Origin of the sequence: Serratia sp. 4542, from assembly GCF_016805595.1 — a bacterium.
Lineage (GTDB): Bacteria > Pseudomonadota > Gammaproteobacteria > Enterobacterales > Enterobacteriaceae > Serratia > Serratia nevei.
The window spans coordinates 264,361-280,992 of the sequence record NZ_RXKV01000009.1; the positions used below are offsets into that span (position 1 = coordinate 264,361).

The 16,632-nt window shown below is 60.8% G+C and carries 18 protein-coding genes; 3 read left to right on the forward strand and 15 right to left on the reverse strand.

Translation table 11 applies throughout. The features are described from left to right. Positions 1 to 3 precede the first annotated feature (3 nt). From EKL15_RS11950 to EKL15_RS11995, 10 genes are all read right to left on the reverse strand, one after another. Positions 4 to 1,920 (reverse strand): transcription antiterminator, encoded by a 1,917-nt coding sequence (locus tag EKL15_RS11950; RefSeq protein WP_089186491.1) that lies wholly within the window; start codon positions 1,918 to 1,920, stop codon positions 4 to 6. Between the two features lie 51 nt (positions 1,921 to 1,971). Next, on the reverse strand, positions 1,972 to 3,186 hold the full coding sequence (locus EKL15_RS11955) for a lactonase family protein (protein WP_203089502.1): 1,215 nt from the start codon (positions 3,184 to 3,186) through the stop codon (positions 1,972 to 1,974). Positions 3,187 to 3,400: 214 nt separating this feature from the next. Beyond that, positions 3,401 to 4,141 carry a KDGP aldolase family protein gene (locus EKL15_RS11960; RefSeq protein WP_033648993.1) on the reverse strand — a complete coding sequence of 247 codons (741 nt, stop codon included), beginning with the start codon at positions 4,139 to 4,141 and terminating at the stop codon, positions 3,401 to 3,403. Then, positions 4,138 to 5,256 (reverse strand): DgaE family pyridoxal phosphate-dependent ammonia lyase, encoded by a 1,119-nt coding sequence (locus EKL15_RS11965; RefSeq protein WP_049273708.1) that lies wholly within the window; start codon positions 5,254 to 5,256, stop codon positions 4,138 to 4,140. Before EKL15_RS11965 ends, EKL15_RS11960 begins: the two co-directional genes overlap by 4 nt. Continuing rightward, positions 5,240 to 6,379, reverse strand: a complete 1,140-nt coding sequence (locus EKL15_RS11970) for an amidohydrolase/deacetylase family metallohydrolase (protein ID WP_193158434.1) — start codon at positions 6,377 to 6,379, stop codon at positions 5,240 to 5,242. The genes EKL15_RS11965 and EKL15_RS11970 overlap by 17 nt, the downstream gene beginning before the upstream one ends. Before the next feature lie 63 nt (positions 6,380 to 6,442). Next, positions 6,443 to 7,093, reverse strand: a complete 651-nt coding sequence (locus tag EKL15_RS11975; RefSeq protein ID WP_048234891.1) for a DUF4310 family protein — start codon at positions 7,091 to 7,093, stop codon at positions 6,443 to 6,445. A gap of 11 nt (positions 7,094 to 7,104) precedes the next feature. Then, entirely contained in the window at positions 7,105 to 7,881 is a 777-nt protein-coding gene (locus EKL15_RS11980; RefSeq protein WP_004937006.1) for a DUF4311 domain-containing protein, read from the reverse strand. 30 nt (positions 7,882 to 7,911) lie between these two features. Then, a complete protein-coding gene (locus EKL15_RS11985; protein ID WP_203089504.1) occupies positions 7,912 to 8,208 on the reverse strand; it encodes a DUF4312 family protein in 297 nt (98 codons plus the stop codon). Then, positions 8,208 to 8,573 carry a glycine-rich SFCGS family protein gene (locus EKL15_RS11990; RefSeq protein ID WP_019453148.1) on the reverse strand — a complete coding sequence of 122 codons (366 nt, stop codon included), beginning with the start codon at positions 8,571 to 8,573 and terminating at the stop codon, positions 8,208 to 8,210. Before EKL15_RS11990 ends, EKL15_RS11985 begins: the two co-directional genes overlap by 1 nt. 36 nt (positions 8,574 to 8,609) lie before the next feature. Next, positions 8,610 to 8,936, reverse strand: coding sequence for a glycine dehydrogenase (locus EKL15_RS11995; protein ID WP_369803947.1), 327 nt, complete (start codon positions 8,934 to 8,936; stop codon positions 8,610 to 8,612). A gap of 444 nt (positions 8,937 to 9,380) precedes the next feature. On the opposite strand from EKL15_RS11995, the gene rnk reads away from it, so the two are divergent. Then, positions 9,381 to 9,791 (forward strand): nucleoside diphosphate kinase regulator, encoded by a 411-nt coding sequence (gene rnk, locus EKL15_RS12000; RefSeq protein WP_004936993.1) that lies wholly within the window; start codon positions 9,381 to 9,383, stop codon positions 9,789 to 9,791. Between the two features lie 37 nt (positions 9,792 to 9,828). Here the strand turns inward: rnk and EKL15_RS12005 are convergent, their stop codons facing one another. From EKL15_RS12005 to EKL15_RS12015, 3 genes are read right to left on the reverse strand one after another with little or no spacing between them, the layout of a single operon-like run. After that, complete coding sequence (locus EKL15_RS12005) at positions 9,829 to 10,617, reverse strand: sulfite exporter TauE/SafE family protein (RefSeq protein WP_060424644.1); 789 nt, start codon at positions 10,615 to 10,617, stop codon at positions 9,829 to 9,831. Further along, the gene (locus tag EKL15_RS12010) at positions 10,610 to 11,491 is read right to left on the reverse strand and encodes a formyltransferase family protein (RefSeq protein ID WP_070915414.1); all 882 of its coding nucleotides are present in this window, start codon (positions 11,489 to 11,491) and stop codon (positions 10,610 to 10,612) included. Before EKL15_RS12010 ends, EKL15_RS12005 begins: the two co-directional genes overlap by 8 nt. Further along, entirely contained in the window at positions 11,488 to 12,942 is a 1,455-nt protein-coding gene (locus tag EKL15_RS12015; RefSeq protein WP_197784134.1) for an FAD/NAD(P)-binding protein, read from the reverse strand. The genes EKL15_RS12010 and EKL15_RS12015 overlap by 4 nt, the downstream gene beginning before the upstream one ends. Positions 12,943 to 13,225: 283 nt before the next feature. On the opposite strand from EKL15_RS12015, the gene EKL15_RS12020 reads away from it, so the two are divergent. After that, the gene (locus tag EKL15_RS12020) at positions 13,226 to 14,008 is read left to right on the forward strand and encodes a helix-turn-helix domain-containing protein (protein ID WP_060440970.1); all 783 of its coding nucleotides are present in this window, start codon (positions 13,226 to 13,228) and stop codon (positions 14,006 to 14,008) included. A 4-nt stretch (positions 14,009 to 14,012) separates the two neighbouring features. On the opposite strand, the gene cybC is transcribed toward EKL15_RS12020, so the two are convergent. Together cybC and pmbA are read right to left on the reverse strand one after the other, a co-directional pair. Next, positions 14,013 to 14,399, reverse strand: coding sequence for a cytochrome b562 (gene cybC, locus EKL15_RS12025; protein ID WP_038879687.1), 387 nt, complete (start codon positions 14,397 to 14,399; stop codon positions 14,013 to 14,015). 138 nt (positions 14,400 to 14,537) lie between these two features. Beyond that, positions 14,538 to 15,878 carry a metalloprotease PmbA gene (gene pmbA / locus EKL15_RS12030; RefSeq protein WP_089186497.1) on the reverse strand — a complete coding sequence of 447 codons (1,341 nt, stop codon included), beginning with the start codon at positions 15,876 to 15,878 and terminating at the stop codon, positions 14,538 to 14,540. Between the two features lie 179 nt (positions 15,879 to 16,057). Here pmbA and yjgA point away from each other — a divergent pair, with 179 nt between their 5' ends. Beyond that, the gene (gene yjgA / locus EKL15_RS12035; protein ID WP_004936968.1) at positions 16,058 to 16,606 is read left to right on the forward strand and encodes a ribosome biogenesis factor YjgA; all 549 of its coding nucleotides are present in this window, start codon (positions 16,058 to 16,060) and stop codon (positions 16,604 to 16,606) included. Positions 16,607 to 16,632: the final 26 nt, after the last annotated feature.

Sequence of the window (16,632 nt, forward strand, 5' to 3'; positions counted from 1 at the left end):
CCCTTAACTCCGGCTCAGGCAGTCCAGCGCCACCGCTTTAAAGCTGTCGAAGCTGTCGCTGCCCAAAAGGCGGCTCATTGAGCGTTCACGCACGAAGGTGACGAACAGCTCGTAGATCGCCATCGCCTCTTCATAGTCGCTCTTGCTGATCGCCAGCAGGAAAATCACGTGCGCGACCTCGCCTTCTCCCCAGGCGACGCCCTGCGGCGCCAACAGCGTCACCACCACGGTCTTTTTGGCCAGCAGCCCCAGCGAGTGCGGCAGCGCGATGCCCTCGCCCAGCAGCGTGGAAACGATCGCCTCGCGTTCGACCAGCGACGGATAGAAGTCCGCGCCGACGTACCCTTCCCGCTCCAGCTGGCCGCACACCCGGCTGAACAGCTCCGCCTGCGTCAACGGCTCGTTGAGCACCATGAAATGCTCGGCGTCGAAGAACTTCTCCAGCATGTACGGTCGGGTGCGATCCACCAGCACCAGCTTGCCCAGTTGCTCCAGTTGGTAATCGGTCGGGAACGGCGACATCACCACCACCGGCTTGTTCTTTTCGCCGATGCGGGCGTTGGAAATCACGAAGTCTTCATCGATATGCTCAAGCATCTCGTAATCGCGCAGCGAGACAATGCGCGTCATCACCAGCTGCGGATACTTGCGCGCAATCTGCGCCTGGATCATGCGCACCGTCGAGTTGCCGGTATCGCACACCAGCATCACCTGCGGGTGGCGCTCATAACCGATGTTGTAATGCCGCTCCAGCCCCACGCCGATGTGCAGCACCAGATAGCCGATTTCGTTCTCGCTCAGGGTATAGGGGGTGTATTTGCCCCAGCTGGAGACCGCCGCCAGCGTCACGTCGTAAGCCATCGGATAGTGCTGCTTGATGTTGGCCAACAGCGGATTGGGGATATTGATCTGGTATTTCACCCGCGTAATCATGGTCTTGATATGGGTGAGCAGATCGGCCCGCAGCTGCTCGTCGCCCTGCAGGTTGTAGTTATAGTGTGCGTTGATGTAGGACAGGATGTAGTCCACCAGCGCTTCTTCATCGTCGGCGTTGATCTCGGTCGGCTGCACGTCCTGCACGCGCCGTGCGGCAATGTTGACCCGCAAATAGGCCTCTTCGGCCATCGAGATCTCTTTGCCGGAGGCCGAACGCAGCTCCGCCGCCAGGCGGGTCGACACCTGACGCACCGCGTCGTCGCCGTCTTCCACCTCGAAGTCCGGCAGCGGATAGCCGTCGTTGATGCGCCGCAGCGCCACCGCGCAGTAGAAGATCAGGTACTGCTCGCCCTCGTCGGTCAGGCGAATGGCATATTGCGACAGCAGCGGGTGCAGCAATCCGGCGAACGCCGCTACCTGCGGCTGCAGCAGGATCTCGTTGTTGAGCAGCGGGTTCTCGGCGTCGGCCAGCTGCAGCTGGAACAGCAGATCGGTGAGACAGGCGCGGATCGCCATCTCGGCGCCGAACAGCTTCATGCCGTAGCGCGGCTTGGTTTCGATCGTCAATTGATAGTGCGCCAGACGCTCTCTCACCTCAGCCATGTCGTTTTGCAACGTACCGCGGCTGACGAACCACTCGTCGGCCAAATCTTCCAGTTTGAGGGAGAAGGCTGAGGTCAAAAAACGCACCAGCAGATAATGCACCCGCTCCTGTGCGCTGCGCGGGGTGGCGTGCTTGCGGCGCTCCTGATGCTGCAGGGCGCTGAACAGCGCGGCGTTATCGACCTGCAGGCGATAGCCGGCCCCGCGGCTATGCACGAAACGCGCGCCGTATTTGTCCAGAATCTCGTTCAGCGCGGTGATGTCCGCCCGCACCGTGCGGGTGGACACGGCGAAACGCTTCGCCAGCTCATCCTGCGGCAAAGTCTCGGTTTGCAAAGCATCGAACAAGTAAGCCAAACGCGGGTAAGGAAATCGCACCATTCTGTGTCCGTCAATCAGGCAACCCGCCCGGTGAACCGGGCGGGCCACGGGTTACTTCGGCGGCGGCAGGAACGCCATTTGCGAGGGGCTGCCGATCGGCAGATAGCCGCCCACAAAGCTGAGTTTGCCGTCCGTCGGATTTACGCTGAAACGGGTAACGTTATCGCTGCGCTGGTTCAACGCATACAGATAGCGGCCATCCGGGCTCAGCGCCAGCAAACGCGGGTAATCGCCACGCGTCCAGGTTTCCGCCACCGGCTTCAACTCACCGCCGGCGCCCACGCTGAACTGGGCAATGCTGTTATGCAGCCGGTTGGCGACGTACAGCGTGCCGCCGTTTTTGCTGAGCGCCAGCCCCGAAGCGAAGCTGGTGCCCTGATAGTCGGCGGGCAGTGCGGAAACCGCATGCAGTTGTTTCAGAGTACCTTTTTGGCGATCAAAACGGTAGCTGGTCAACGTCGAGGCCTCTTCGTTCACCAGCAGCACGGTTTCGCCGTCCGGATGGAACACAAAGTGACGCGGCCCCGCGCCGGCGGAAGAGGCGGCGATCCACGGCGGATCGTTCGGCGTCAGCCGGCCGCTCGCGGCGTCAAAGCGCCATTGGTAGATGCGATCCAACCCCAGATCGGTGGAGAACACGAACTTGCCGCTCGGATCGCTGGCGATCATATGGGCATGCGGGCCATTGTGATCGCTGATGGCGAAGCTGCCGTTCACCGCCGCCGCCGGTTTGGCCGCGCCCGCCGGGCCCTGCTGTTGCTGCACCGAGCTGGCGGCGCCCAGGCTGCCGTCCGCTTCGATCGGGAAAGCCGCCACGCTGCCGCTGACGTAGTTGGCCACCAGCAGATGCCGCCCGTCCGGCGTCGATGAGAGATACACCGGCCCCGCCCCCTGCGAATCCACCTGGTTGAGCTGCGTCAGGCCGCCGTCGGCAGGATTGACCCGGTAAGCGGTGATGCCGCCGTGTTTGCCGCCGTTGAAATCGGCCACTTCGCTGGCGACATACAGCGTCTTGCCATCGGCGCCCAGCGTCAGCTGCGCCGGATTCGGCACTTTGCTGACCAGCGTAGTGTGGCTCAGCGCGCCGCTGGCCGGATCGACCTGCACCCGGTAAACGCCTTCGCCGTTGGGATTATAGGTGCCGATATAGGCGAAATGAGATGACGTGGAATTCATTGCATCCTCAGCATGCAGCGCTGGGCCGGTCACGGCCAGCAGCGCCAGGAACAACGCGGTGCGTCGGGTTGGAGCCTGCCAGTTTCGCATAGTAATCCTCAGTATATATCCGTCATCTTTCAAGCTGCAGCGTTGTTGGCTGCCCGCACTCACCCCAGTCACTTACTTAAGTAAGCTCCTGGGGCTCCTGCGCTTGCCGCCTAGCTGCAACTTGAAAGCTATAGGCTATAGCTAACGGCGACGCGGCATGCCGCGCCACGGGAAAACCTTCGCCTCCCAGCGTTTACCTCATCCCATTACGCGTTCAGCCCACCAGCTTTTTGGTCATTGCCAGCAGGGTTTTCACGTCCTGCGGTCGCGTGTCGCCGCTGGCGGCGTCGATGATCGAGCTGTAGATATGCGGGATCACGCGTTTCACGCCGGCCGCCAGCGCGATCTCGACGATCGGCTCGTAGTTCTCCAGATCGATGCCGCCGGTCGGCTCCAGCATAAAGTCATGCTCGGCGCAGGCCTTGGCTACGTACTGGTATTCGTCCTTGCACTTCAGGCCGCCCATCGGGAAATACTTGATCGAGCTGCCGCCCATGTCCTTCAGCAAGGCGATGGCGGTTTCCACCGGCACGATGCCGTCAGGCGCTGCGGCACTCAAGGGGCCGGTAGAAATCTTCACCCAGCCGACGCGGCCGGTCGGCGATACCAGGCCGTTGACCACGCTGTCGTTCTGGCCCAGCAGCGCGCGGCTGGCGCCGACGCCGGTAAACACCTGGTTAACGTGCTGCGGCTGCACCTGCTGAGCGATCAGGCTGACCATCGCCGACTGTTTCGGATCGCCGGCGCCCAGGCCGACCGAGAGCGCGTTTTCAATCAGGCGCGCATAGCGCAGCATGTCGGTCACCGCGCTGTCGACGTCCGGGTAGTTCTTGGAGAGTACGCCCACCAGCACATGGCCTTCCGCCGCGGCGTAGATGTCCTGCGCGTTGGCTTTGGAGCCGGCCAGCACGTTCAGGCAGACGCGGTCGCGATAGTAGTTAGGCTGCAGCTTCATGCTTGTTTCTCCGTAAACAGGTTCTTGATACAGCTAAAGACGGTCATCAGCTGTTGCTCGTCGACGCTGCGCACGTCGACCTCAATCTTGCCCTCGTTGGCCTTGTAGCCGCGGAAGTAGATGGCAATATCGCCGGTTTTCAGCGCCTGAACGATGTCATAGGTCGACCGCCCCAGCACCGCTTCGTCGAAGGTGATCTCGGCGCGGGCGATATCGCGGCCGGCGCTGTCCCAGACGGTTTTGGCGCTAACGCCGGTCAGGGTGTTGAGGCTGTCGAGGAACGGCGTCATCCGCGCCACCATCTGTTGCCCGGTGGTTTTCTCAAGCGTCAGATAGCTTTCAATCGCCTGCGTCAGGCCGAGGATGCCCTCTTTGCCGACCTTCATCGCCCGGCCGATACCGCCGGACTGCAGCTTCACCCACTCGACGTACTGTTTCTTGCCGATCACGAGACCGCTGGTCGGCCCTTCGATGGCTTTGGCGCCGCTGTAGATCACCAGATCGGCCCCCATCTGGTAGTAACACATCAGATCTTCTTCCGCCGCGGCGTCGACGATCAGCGGCAGGTTATGCTTGCGCGCCACTACCGCCGCCTGTTCGACGGACAGAATGCTTTTCTGCACGCAGTGGTGCGATTTGACGTACAGGATCGCCGCCGTCTGCGGCGTGATGCAGGCTTCAATCTGCTCCGGCGAACATTCGTTGGCGTAGCCCGCCTCCACCACCTTGCCGCCGCCCAGCGCCACCATGGTGTCCACCGGCGCGCCGAAGTTGACGTTGTGACCGCGCGGCAACACGATCTCGCGCGGCACGGCGATCGGCGCCGAGTGCAGGTTCACCAGCAGATTGGCGTTATCTTTGACGATCGCTGCCGCCACCGACTGGGCGATGCCCGCCGAGGCGCAGGAAACGATCACCGCGTCCTCCACATTGAGCAGATCGGCGATGTAGGCGCCGGTCTTGTTGACTAGGTCCTTGATTTCGAAATAGTGATTCAGGCCGTAGTCAACGGCGTCGATCACGTCCTGGCGCGGCGTGGAAACGCCGAGAATGGTCATGCGGCCGGAGGTGTTGATCACCTGCTTCAAACCGTATTTTTCATAAATCGAAGACATGGGCTGCCTCCCCTTGTTCAGTTAATAGGATTTCCCCGGCCACCACCGCGGCCAGCGGCACCAGCAGCTGTTCGCCCTCGGCGGTTTGCCCTTCGGCGTCGGCGAACACCTGCGGTTCGCGGCGCAGTTCAAACAGCGTGAAATCGGCGTCATAACCCGGCTCCAACCGCCCTTTGCCGCTCAGCTGCAGCGCCGACGCGGCGTTTTCCGTCACGCAGGCGATCACCTGCGGCAGCGTCAGGCCGACGCTGAAAAATTTGGACATCACCGTCGCCAGGCTGTGCACCGGCCCGTTTATGCGATTGCGGCAGTAAATATCGGAGCTGATGGTATGCGGCAAAATGCCCAGCTTGATCGCCTGGCGCGCCACCTCGAAGCTGAAGCTGGCGGTGCCGTGCCCCACGTCGAGCAACACGCCGCGCCGCAGCGCCCGCTGGATCGACTCGCGCAGCGTGCCCGCCGGCGTCAGAATGCGGTTCGGTTTACCGTTGTAGCAGTGGGTGATGATGTCGCCACGGGTCAGCAGATCGGCGATCTCATCCAGATTCGGCGGGTTGTTGCCGATATGCACCATCAGCGGCAGCTGGCGGTTTTCCCGCTGGATCTCTTTGGCCAACACCAGCGGCCGGGTGCCGTTCTTGCCCACCACGCTGCTGCTCATGCGCGCCTTGATGCCGATGATGAAGCCGGGATGGTTGGCGATGGCCTGGCCGGCCTCGTGCTTGTCGATATCCGTCAACTCCGCCAGCTCGTTCTGCCGCAGCAGGCCGATGCGCGAGATGTTGAGGAAGGCGAACACGTTGGTTTTGGCGCTGCGCGTCAGCTGATAAAAGGCGTCGATATCGTCGGCGCCGGTGCTGCCGGCATCGACCACGCTGGTGACGCCGCTGGCGACGCCGACCCGATCGGGCTCGTCATGGTAAATCGGCGAGTCGGGATAGCAGTGCACGTGCGCATCGATCCAACCGGCGCTCAGGCGGCAGTTGCCCGCCAGATCCAGTTGGCGAACGGCGCTGACGTCTGCCGCCAACCGCCCGACCGAGGCTATTTTGCCGTCTTTCACCGCCAGATCGATCAGCGTGTCGTCCGCCAGTCTGGCGCCTCTGATTACTAAGTCATACATACCGCATTGCTCCTGTTAGCCCGGGCGCCGCCGCAGCATCGGGCGGCGCCTGGCGCAGGCCTCTTAAGAAATGGCTACCGGGAAGATCGCCCCCAGGATCATCGCGCCGAGGATCGCTCCGCCGGTGATCGGTTTACCCCAGATATAGAACAGCAGCGCGCCGAGCAGCGAACCGATGCCGATCGGGATCGAGGCGGTCATCGCCGACAGGATGATCAACGGCCCGAGGAAGCGGCCCGACGAGTTGCCCGCGCCCATCATCACGTCCGCCCCGTAGGTGGAGTTGCTCTGATTGATGGTGAATTTGCGCGCCAGGATGATCACGTAACCGATCGCCAGGCCGATGACGAGGCCGGTGGCCAGCGAAGCGGCGAAGTTGGCGACCGGGAACACGATGCCGGCCCCCAGCAGCAGCGCCGGTACGCCCAGCCCGACGCCAGTCTGGATCGCGCCACCGATGTCCAGGATCCCCACCAGCGAGCCTTCGATGATGCGCGCGAACAGGAAGCTGGCGCCGAACGCCGCCACCGCGCCATACACGCCGGTATCCATCCCCGCCCGCAGCATGGAAACGAACGCCACTTCGTTAAAGGCGCCGATGCCATACAGGTAGTACATGTGCGTCCCGGCGAACACGCCGGAGGACAGCAGGCCAACAAAAATCGGGAATGACCAGTCGGCGTACCAGAAGCCTTTTTGGGTTTGCTCTTCCATCATCCCGCTCCTTATTTACCGCTCAGGGTGTTGTGAATGGCGTCCAGCCAGCCCGGCACGCCGAGGCTGAAGGACTCGAGAACTTTCATGTCGAAGCCGCGGAAGAAGCCGCTCAGCACGAACAGCAGCACGATCACCGCCATCATGATCTTGGTGATCTTGTTCCAGCCGCTCTCTTCCACGCCTTTGCCGATCAGAATGCCCAGCACCAGGCCCGGTACGGCGTTGCCCATGATCAGCTGCGCCAGGCCGCCGAAGATGGTGCCCCAGAAGCCAGAACGGCGCCCGGCGTCGATCGCCGCCAGCCAGAAGATCACCGGCATCACGGTGTTCACCAGCAGGTTGGCCGCCGGCACCAGCACCTTGATCGCGGTGACCTGCAGCGCGGCAGGCACGGCGGAAGCGGTGGTATTGAGGAACGCCACCACCAGCATGCCGATGATGCCGCAGGCAATGGCCATTTTTTTCGGATCGTGCAGCGTTTGCGCCAGATTGCGGTTCTTGACCATCAGGGCCGCCGCGCCCCAGTGCGGGATGATGCGGTGGTCGACGTCCTGCGTGAAGGAGCCCGCCGCCACGGAAGACGCCCAGGCGTTGAAGAAGAAGCCCAGACCGAATGAGAAGTGGGAAGCCGGATCGCCCTCGCAGGAATTCAGCTCGCCCAGGGTGCGAAACGCCCCCATGCCCTGTGTTGTCGGTGCGTGGAACATGCGCGCGGCGCCGGCCCCTACGCCGACCCCCACCAGCCCACCGATAATAATCGATTTAAATAAGATGATTAAAAACATCAGTATACCCTTTCATTTATGCTAACGTTTTTATTTCGTGACGAAGACAACCTTATCGGTATTGATAATGGTTACGTTCACGGTTATTTCCAGAGAAACGGCATAGCTCTTTCTTTCACGCGGCAAAAAGAAGAAAAGAAATTTCTCTTTAGTTATTTTCTCTTCCGCTTTCACTACGCTGACGTCCTGCGGCTCGATACGCAGCAGAATATTGTTGGTGGACTTTAATACCGCGCCCTGCACATTAGCCAAGGCGGAAGCAAAAGCTTTCGCTTTGCTGTCGCCTTTACCCTCCACCTTTACCGATGTGGTATATTGCTCTTTCATTATGGATTGCCATGTTTTTTGACGTAAGCTTCCACCAGTTTCTGGCCCAGCTCTTCTTTATCCATAAAGCCGAAGCCCAGCACGTTGTAGCCTTCGTTAATTGCCGTCACGCCCTCTTCCACCGAACGCATGCCATATTTAGCCTTGTAGCCGTGTTTGGTTTGCGCGGTAATCGCGCCGGCGCCGCCGCTGCCGCAAAAAGAGATGCCCAGCTGCGCGTTTTCCGCTTTCATGACGTCGCCCAGCTTCATGTCCGCCGCGACGCCGGGGATGACCACCGCTTTTCCGCCTGCGCTTTCAACGCCTTGGCCAACTTTTTGCCCTTTGCCCAGACGATCGCCGATCACTACGGTAATTTGACCCATGGTATATTCTCCTGATTGAAATCGATGCGTTAACCGCTATGCGTTATTATCTTTCGCCACTTCGAAGTGCACTGACAGCAAATAGGCTTCTTCGATAGGCAATGTGCCAAACTGATTCACCACGCGCTCCGCCATTTGCATGGATTCGGCAGAGATTTCGTCGAACAACGATTTATCCACCTCCGGCAACGGCTCACCGGTTATTGAACGCAGCACCATGGCGCGAATATGCGATTCCAGCATCTGTTGCTGCACCGCATTGGTATAAATATTTTCAGCATTCAGCATCGCGGTAATATCCGCCAACACCCGAGCAGCGATCGCTCCGGCTTCGCTGACATCGGATTGTTCAATTTCTTTTATCGAAGCAGATCCATCATTCACTTTTCAGTACCCCTAGATCCTACATTAATCAGTAAGCCGTAAAGCGCATCACCTGAATAACCCGCTTTCTATGATGTCTTTACCCTACCCCCGGTAGGATTTTCTGTGTAGACCGGTTTTTTCCAGTTCGAAGTGGAAATCGAATGACGCGCGGGGATCCATTTCGCAAAACGGCGCGGCGGTGAAAAAGTCAATGAGATAACAAATAGATAACCGGGCTAACCGTTTCTTTTGCCACGATTGACGATAAAAGCCTTCGTGATCGGGATCTCTTTCTTTTCTCGCCCCAACCGCCTACTATCAATAGGACAAATCGACATTACCCACACCCCCGCTCCTCTGGCGCGGGGGTGTTGCTTTGTGTTGTTTTTCCGAATTTATGGGTGCACAGACTGGCACCCTTTGATTTGACTGGAGAGTGGAATGACCAAACCCATCATTACTATTAATGAGCTGGATGCGGAACGCCTGGATGCGCTATTGGAACAACCGGCCTTTGCCAACACCGACGTCGCCGCCGCGCTGAACGACGAGTTGGATCGCGCGGAAATCCTGCCGCCGGAGAAAATGCCGGCCAACGTGGTGACCATGAACAGCCGCGTGCGTTTTCGCGATCTGCACACCGATGAAGAGCACGTGCGCACGCTGGTTTACCCGGCATCGCTGAAAGACAGCCACGATCAGCTGTCGGTAATGGCGCCGCTGGGCGCAGCGCTGCTCGGCATGCACGTCGGCAAGCAGATCTCCTGGCAATTGCCGAACGGTGAAGAAGCGCGGATTGAAGTGCTGGAATTGCTGTACCAGCCGGAAGCGGCGGGCGAATACCACCGTTAAGCGGTTCTCAGGGCGGCATCCGGCCGCCCTTTCTGTTTCAGAGGCAGATAGCGATCAGCACGGCGATCAGCAGCAGCACGTAGATTTTGGCATGCAGCGCATCGCTCACCTTAGGCAAACAGCGCCTGGCAAACACGATCCCCGCAATTCCCGCGACCACCAGCAACCCCAGAATGTTCAGATTGACGTAGCCCAGATACTGCGGCCCGCTCATCTCGTGCCACCCCAACACGATATACATCAGCGCCCCGATCACCGCCACCGGGATCGACAGCGGGTTGGCGGCACTGACGCAATACTTCATGTCGTAACCATGGCGACGCAGCAGCGGCACGGTCATCACGCTGCCGCCCACCCCCAGCAGGGTGGCGATGCCGCCGATCAGCGGCCCACCGCCCCACAGCGTAACGGGGGACAGTTCGGCGCGCGCCGGTTTGATCAAAAAACCCCGGCGGAACAGGCAGTCGGCGATGGTCACTGCCATATAGACCACAAACAGCCCGCGGATCACGCCGTCCGCCAGCAGTGAAGAGGCGAACGCGCCCAGCGCCGCGCCGATGCCGATGAAAAAGATCAGCGGCACGATGGTTTCACGCAGCAGGTTGCCGCTGCGCCAGTTGGTCAGCGTGGCGTAACTCGCGTTGAGGATCATCACCGCCGTCGAGGTCGCCACCGCGATATGCATCGCCTGGCCGGGCTGCTCGCCCGAGGCGGAGATCAGGTGATAGACGAAAGGCACCACCACAAAGCCGCCGCCGAAGCCGAACAGAATGGTGGTGATGCCGGTCAGAAAACCGGCACCCAGTACAATCAAGGTTTCAATCATGGCCGTGCGCCCGCACGAAGTCGTCGAACCCGGCGCAGAACTGCCCCGCCAGCGGGTGGAAACGATCGCCGACGAACAGCCCCAGATATTGCTCGCGCACGGCGTCATGGTCCACCAGCTCAATGCCCGCCTGCTCTGCCTGCGCCAGCGTCTGCGCGTCCGGGAAGCCCCAGTAGCGCGAATCGCCCTGCTTTTCCGCCGCTATCGCTTCGCTATGCTCCGCCCGCATCAGCTGGCGCGCCAGGAAAGTGCCGCTCTGCACGCCCAACAGCATCATGTTTTCCAGGAACGACAGATCGTGACGCAGCTCGGCGGGCAGGCGGGCGATCACCGGGCCGGCGTCCCAGTGTTCATCCATTTCATGCAGCGTTACCGCACAGTCCCTGTCACCGTTCATCATCGCGCGGAACAGCGTCATCACCCCGCGATAGCGCGGCAAATCCCCCGGATGCAGGTTCCAGAGCAGCTTGCCGCGTCGGCTGAAGGCGCGCACATAGTCGGCGGAGAATTTCTGATAACAGCGCAGGGAGATCACCCCATCCATATGCCCCAGACTGCTGATAAACGCGGTGTCGTTGATGTCGAGAACGCGATGCGCTTTGACCCCGGCGGCGGCCAGGAACAGCGCCGGCGGCTGATAGGCGCCCTCACAGGCGGCGGCGTTGCGGCCCACGAACGGGAACACGAAATCGTTCAGCACTTCGCGCTCATACAGCCCCAGGTGGCGAACCGCCGGCTCCTGCGTGCGCCTGGCGCTTTTCGCCAGGGGGAAATACACCGTAAAGGCACACTCGCCTTTCAGGGCGGCGATCAGATCCTGACACACCAGCCAGGAGAAAATGTCGTTGCCGACAAAGAGCGCTACGTTTTTCATACTTCAGCCTTCTTTGCGTTGAAAATAGGGTTGTTAAACACGATCTTGCTGATATCCCGCGTGATGGACTCCATCGCCGAGGTGTAAAACAGATCGCCCTTGGCGGGCGCGCCGAGCGAGTAGAGATGCTGCTCGCGGCCGCGCCGGTCGGCGATTTTCAGCGTGTGCGGGTTGCACTTCACGCCGCCGAACAGGTTCTCTTGCACCAGCCCGTCTTGCAGCAGCTGATGGCTCAGGCGGTTGGGCGGCAGTTGATAGGAAGGCGTGGTGCAGTTGAACAGATACTGCGCGTGCACCCGCGTCTCATGGCAACGGAGGGTAAACCCGTCCGCTCCCTTGCTGATATCCGCCAGGCCGCCGCAGGCGCGCAGGCGTTGGCTCTCCAGCGCCGCCACGATCTTGTTGGCGTTCTTGATCGGCATGGCGTGCCGATTGCGCATCCAGGAGGAGTTGTAAAAACGCATGAAGACCTGCCGGTTGTTGGCATCCATCTTGACCCAGGCGGCGCACACCGCCGGGTGGATCGCCGCCAGATAGCTGCAAATATGCTCCCGGGCAAAACGCGCGCGATCGAGGCTGTCCGCCAGATCGCGGTAACAATCGCGCCTTTCCCCCAGCGCCGAGAGCACCGTCAACCGCTCCGGCCCCGGATAGTGGCGCGCCAGCGCGGCATTGATCGCATGCACCAGCTGATGCGCGTCAATGAAATCGCTGCCGGCGACAAAGCGCCGCACCCCCTCCACAAACGCCTCCGGCGGCGGACGCATCAGCGCCGGCTGCACGCTGGGGAACAGGCCCGAGCGCGATAAAGCGCAGATGTCGGTCGCCCCCAGGCGCTCCATCAGCTCTACGATGGCGTCAATCGCCGTCAGGCTGCAGCCGATCACGCCGATGGTCGAATAAGGGTTGATCGGCGGCAGATCCTGGTGGGCCTGATAAGCGATCACCCCCTCCACCGGATAGAGACATTCCGGCGGGTTGTGCCCTGAGCACAGCACCAGCGCGTTCATCTGCTCGGCGCCGCCGCAGGCGGTGGTCAGCCGATAGCCGGCTTCGTGCGGCGCGATGGCATTCACTTCGGCGGTCACGAAATTCAGCGTCACATTACTGTCCGCCGCCATATAAATCGTCATGTCGCGAATAAAATCGAGATATTCCCGATACAGCCAGCGCGGCGGATAACGATCCTGGCAAAACTGCGGGAAATGCATGGCAATCCAATCAACAAAGTGCGCATCGTCGAAAATATCCGCCGACATGTTTTCCGGCGTCATATTTAATATATGGCTGTCAAAATCACTGCTGTATGCCATACCGCCTTTGAAGCCCTGCTTGTCGAAAACCTTCAGGGAAAGCGGTCTTTTGCAATGATTAACCGACTTATTTTTTATAAAGTTATACGCAAAAGAGATCCCGGCGGCTCCGCCGCCAATCACACCGAACTTATACATGAAATATCACCTTATAGTCATTGAGCTGCACTAAGAACTATTGCTTCAGGTGTTGGAATAAAATGACGCTTTATTCCTTATTAACTTCTTGTATTGCGAGAACGAGAACGTTCGTCCCACCCCGGTGTGAAAACTTGCATGGGTTGCCTGGCCGATAAAATAGCGGCGCCCCGAACAAGCGTTATTTTTCTGCCCCGATAGTAGGGCGACGGCCGTTGGCTTGCTTTATATGAAGGGCCAACTATCATTGCGTTTCGGCCAATCTGCCCGCCAAAGAGGACACATGCGCAATGTCCGCATTGATGACATCGACCACGTAACGCGCGCGGTGATCGCCATCGGCACCGACTACCCGCCGGGGCATCTGCTGCCGATGCACAGCCACCGGCGCGCGCAGTTGCTGTACGGCGCCACTGGCGTCATGCACGTATTCACCCAGCAAGGCAATTGGGTCGTCCCGCCGCAGCATGCGGTGTGGCTGCCGCCGCAGATGCCGCACGCGGTGAGGATGGTCGGCGTCACCACCCGCAGCCTGTACCTCGAACCCGGCGCATTGCCCGCCGAACGGCCGCAGGTCTGCCAGGTGGTCAGCGTCACCCCGCTGATGCGCCAGCTGTTGATGGCGGCGGTGGATATGCCGCTGGAGTATGAGCGAGACGGGCGCGACGGAGCGCTGGCAACGCTGCTGCTGCATGAGTTGGCCCGGCTGCAACCCTTGCCGTTGCACATCCCGCTGCCCGCCGATCATCGGCTGGGCGAGCTGTGCCACGCCTTTTTGCAGCACCCCGACGCCCACGACTCCGCGCAGCGGTGGGCGCCTCGTCTGTACATGAGCATCCGCACCTTCAGCCGCTTCTTTCGCGCGCAGACCGGCCTGCCGTTTTCGCAATGGCGCCAACGCGCCTGCGTGGTGCTGGCGCTGGCGCTGCTGGCCGAAGGGCGCAGCGTAACGCAGGTGGCGATGGAAATGGGATATGACAGCAGCGCGGCGTTTTCAACCATGTTTCGCCGCGTGCTGGGGCAAGCGCCCTCCTCCTATCTGACGGAAGACGGGCGCGACGGTTGACGGGTTAGCGGAATTTCTTGTGGTTGGCGTCGCGGGTCTGTTTGAACCCCTGCGCCAGCTGCTTCGCTTCGGCGACTTTGCCCTGGTTGGCCAGCGCCAGCGCCTGATCGATCTGGCCGATCAGGGTATCCAGCCCGTGGCGGAAATCTTTCATTTCCGGACTGTCGGCGGCTTTGTCCTCCAGCTTCGGCGGAGTGCCCTGTTTGGCGTCCTGCGCGGCGGCGCGCATGTTTTGCAGGCTCTGTGTGAGGGTAGCGGCGGAATCGGTATTCAGCACCGTTTTGTAGTTTTCCGCCAAGGTGTCCATATCGTCGCCCAGATCGGCGGCGGCCGCCAGCGAACTGGCCGCCAGCAGCGTCAACGCCGCCAGCGCTTTCAGGGTATTCTGCATGTTTGCTCACCTTCCAGTTATTGTTTTAATTAACCCACCGATACCATAGGCAAGGCCGGGCAAAACCGAAACCGGAGATTTGTAAGCAAGGTTGAGGCGGGATAACGCGCAGCCGGCAGGCACCGGCCGCGCAGAGGATCACTGACCGGCGATCTTCATTTCCGGCAGCAGCACCGAACCGCACTGAATATTGCTGCGGGTTTCGATATCGCTGCCGACGCTGACGATGTTGCGCAGCATGTCTTTCAGGTTGCCGGCGATGGTGATCTCGCTGACCGGGTATTGGATCTCGCCGTTTTCGACCCAGAAACCGGCGGCGCCGCGCGAGTAATCGCCGGTAACGCCGCTGACGCCCTGGCCCATCAGCTCGGTGACCACCAGGCCGGTGCCAAGCTGTTTCAACATGCCGGCGAAGTCCGCACCCTGCCCGGCAATGCGCCAGTTATGGATGCCGCCGGCATGGCCGGTGCTGTGCAGGCCCAGTTTGCGCGCCGAGTAGCTGGTCATCAGCCAGGTTTGCAGCACGCCGTCCTTGACGATATCGCGCCGCTGGGTGCGCACGCCCTCGCTGTCGAACGGCGTCGACGCCAGCCCTTTCAGCAGGTGCGGATGCTCCTCGACGGTCAGCCACGCCGGCAGGATCTGTTTGCCGAGCGAGTCCAGCAGGAAGGTCGACTTGCGGTAAACGCTGCTGCCGCTGATGGCGCCCACCAGATGGCCGAACAGCCCGGTGGCCACCTCGGAGGCGAACAGCACCGGCGCCTTCATGGTCGACAGTTTGCGCGGCGCGAGGCGCGCCAGCGTGCGACGGGCGCACTCTTGCCCCACCCACTCGGGGCTGTGCAGATCGCTCATCGCACGGCCGATGGTGTAAGCGTAATCTCGTTCCATATCGCCGTCCTGCTCAGCAATGACGCAGCTGGACAGCGAATGGCGGCTGGAACAGTAGCTTTGCAGCATGCCGTGGCTGTTGCCGAACACCTTGATGCCGTAGTGGCTGTTGAAGCTGCCGCCTTCGGTGTTGGTGATGCGCTTGTCCGCCGCCAGCGAAGCCTGCTCGGCGCGCGCCGCCAGCTCAATGCCGCGCTCGGCGTCCAGTTCGATCGGGTGGAACAGATCGAGATCCGGCGCCTCGAACGCCAGCAGATCTTTCTCCGCCGGGCCGGCGCAGGGATCTTCAGAGGTGTAGCGCGCGATATCCAACGCCGCCTGCACGGTGCGGGCGATGGCGTCCGGGCTGAGATCGGTAGAAGAGGCGCTGCCTTTGCGCTGACGGTGATACACGGTAATGCCCAGCGCGCCATCGCTGTTGAACTCGACGTTTTCCACCTCGCCGAAGCGGGTACTGACGCTGATGCCGGTCGATTTGGTGACCGCGACTTCCGCCGCGTCGGAACCGGCGCGGGCCAGCTCCAGCGCCTGAGAAACGGCCTGTTCCAGCGCCTTGCGCTGTTCTGCAACTTGAGTGACTACTTTCATCAATCTGCCATAATTAATCAGAAAATCGTTGAGAAAAGTGCCGGAGCGGCGTAGTTGTGCACGCGGGGCGGCGCGCAAAAATCCTGAGATCTCTGCCGTTGAGTCTAACAGGAACCGCGTTGAATTTCGCATAAAGCCGGCAACCTGTTAGGATTAGCCTCTTTTTAACGGAGCCTACCATGAACAAACAGCCTGAAGACTGGCTCGACGATGTCCCGGAGAATGAAAACGAGGACGATGACGAGATTATCTGGGTCAGTAAAAGTGAGATTAAACGTGATGCCGAAGCGCTGAAAGACCTGGGGGCCGAAATGGTCGATCTGGGCAAAAACGCGCTGGACCGCATTCCGTTGGACGAAGATCTGCGTGCCGCCATCGAGCTGGCGCAAAAGATCAAGAAAGAGGGCCGTCGCCGTCAGCTGCAGCTGATCGGCAAGATGCTGCGCGCCCGCGATATCGAGCCGATCCAGACCGCGCTCGACAAGCTGAAAAACCGCCACAACCAGCAGGTTTCGCTGTTCCATAAACTGGAAGCGCTGCGCGACCGCCTGGTGGAAGAAGGCGATGACGTCATTCCGTCGATCCTGGATCTGTATCCGGCCGCCGATCGCCAACAGCTGCGTTCACTGGTGCGCAACGCGCAGAAAGAGAAGGCTGCCAACAAGCCGCCTAAGGCTTACCGCCAGATCTTCCAATACCTGCGCGAGCTGGCCGAAGCGGCCGACTAAGCGCCGCCGCCATCCCGGGATGAAGC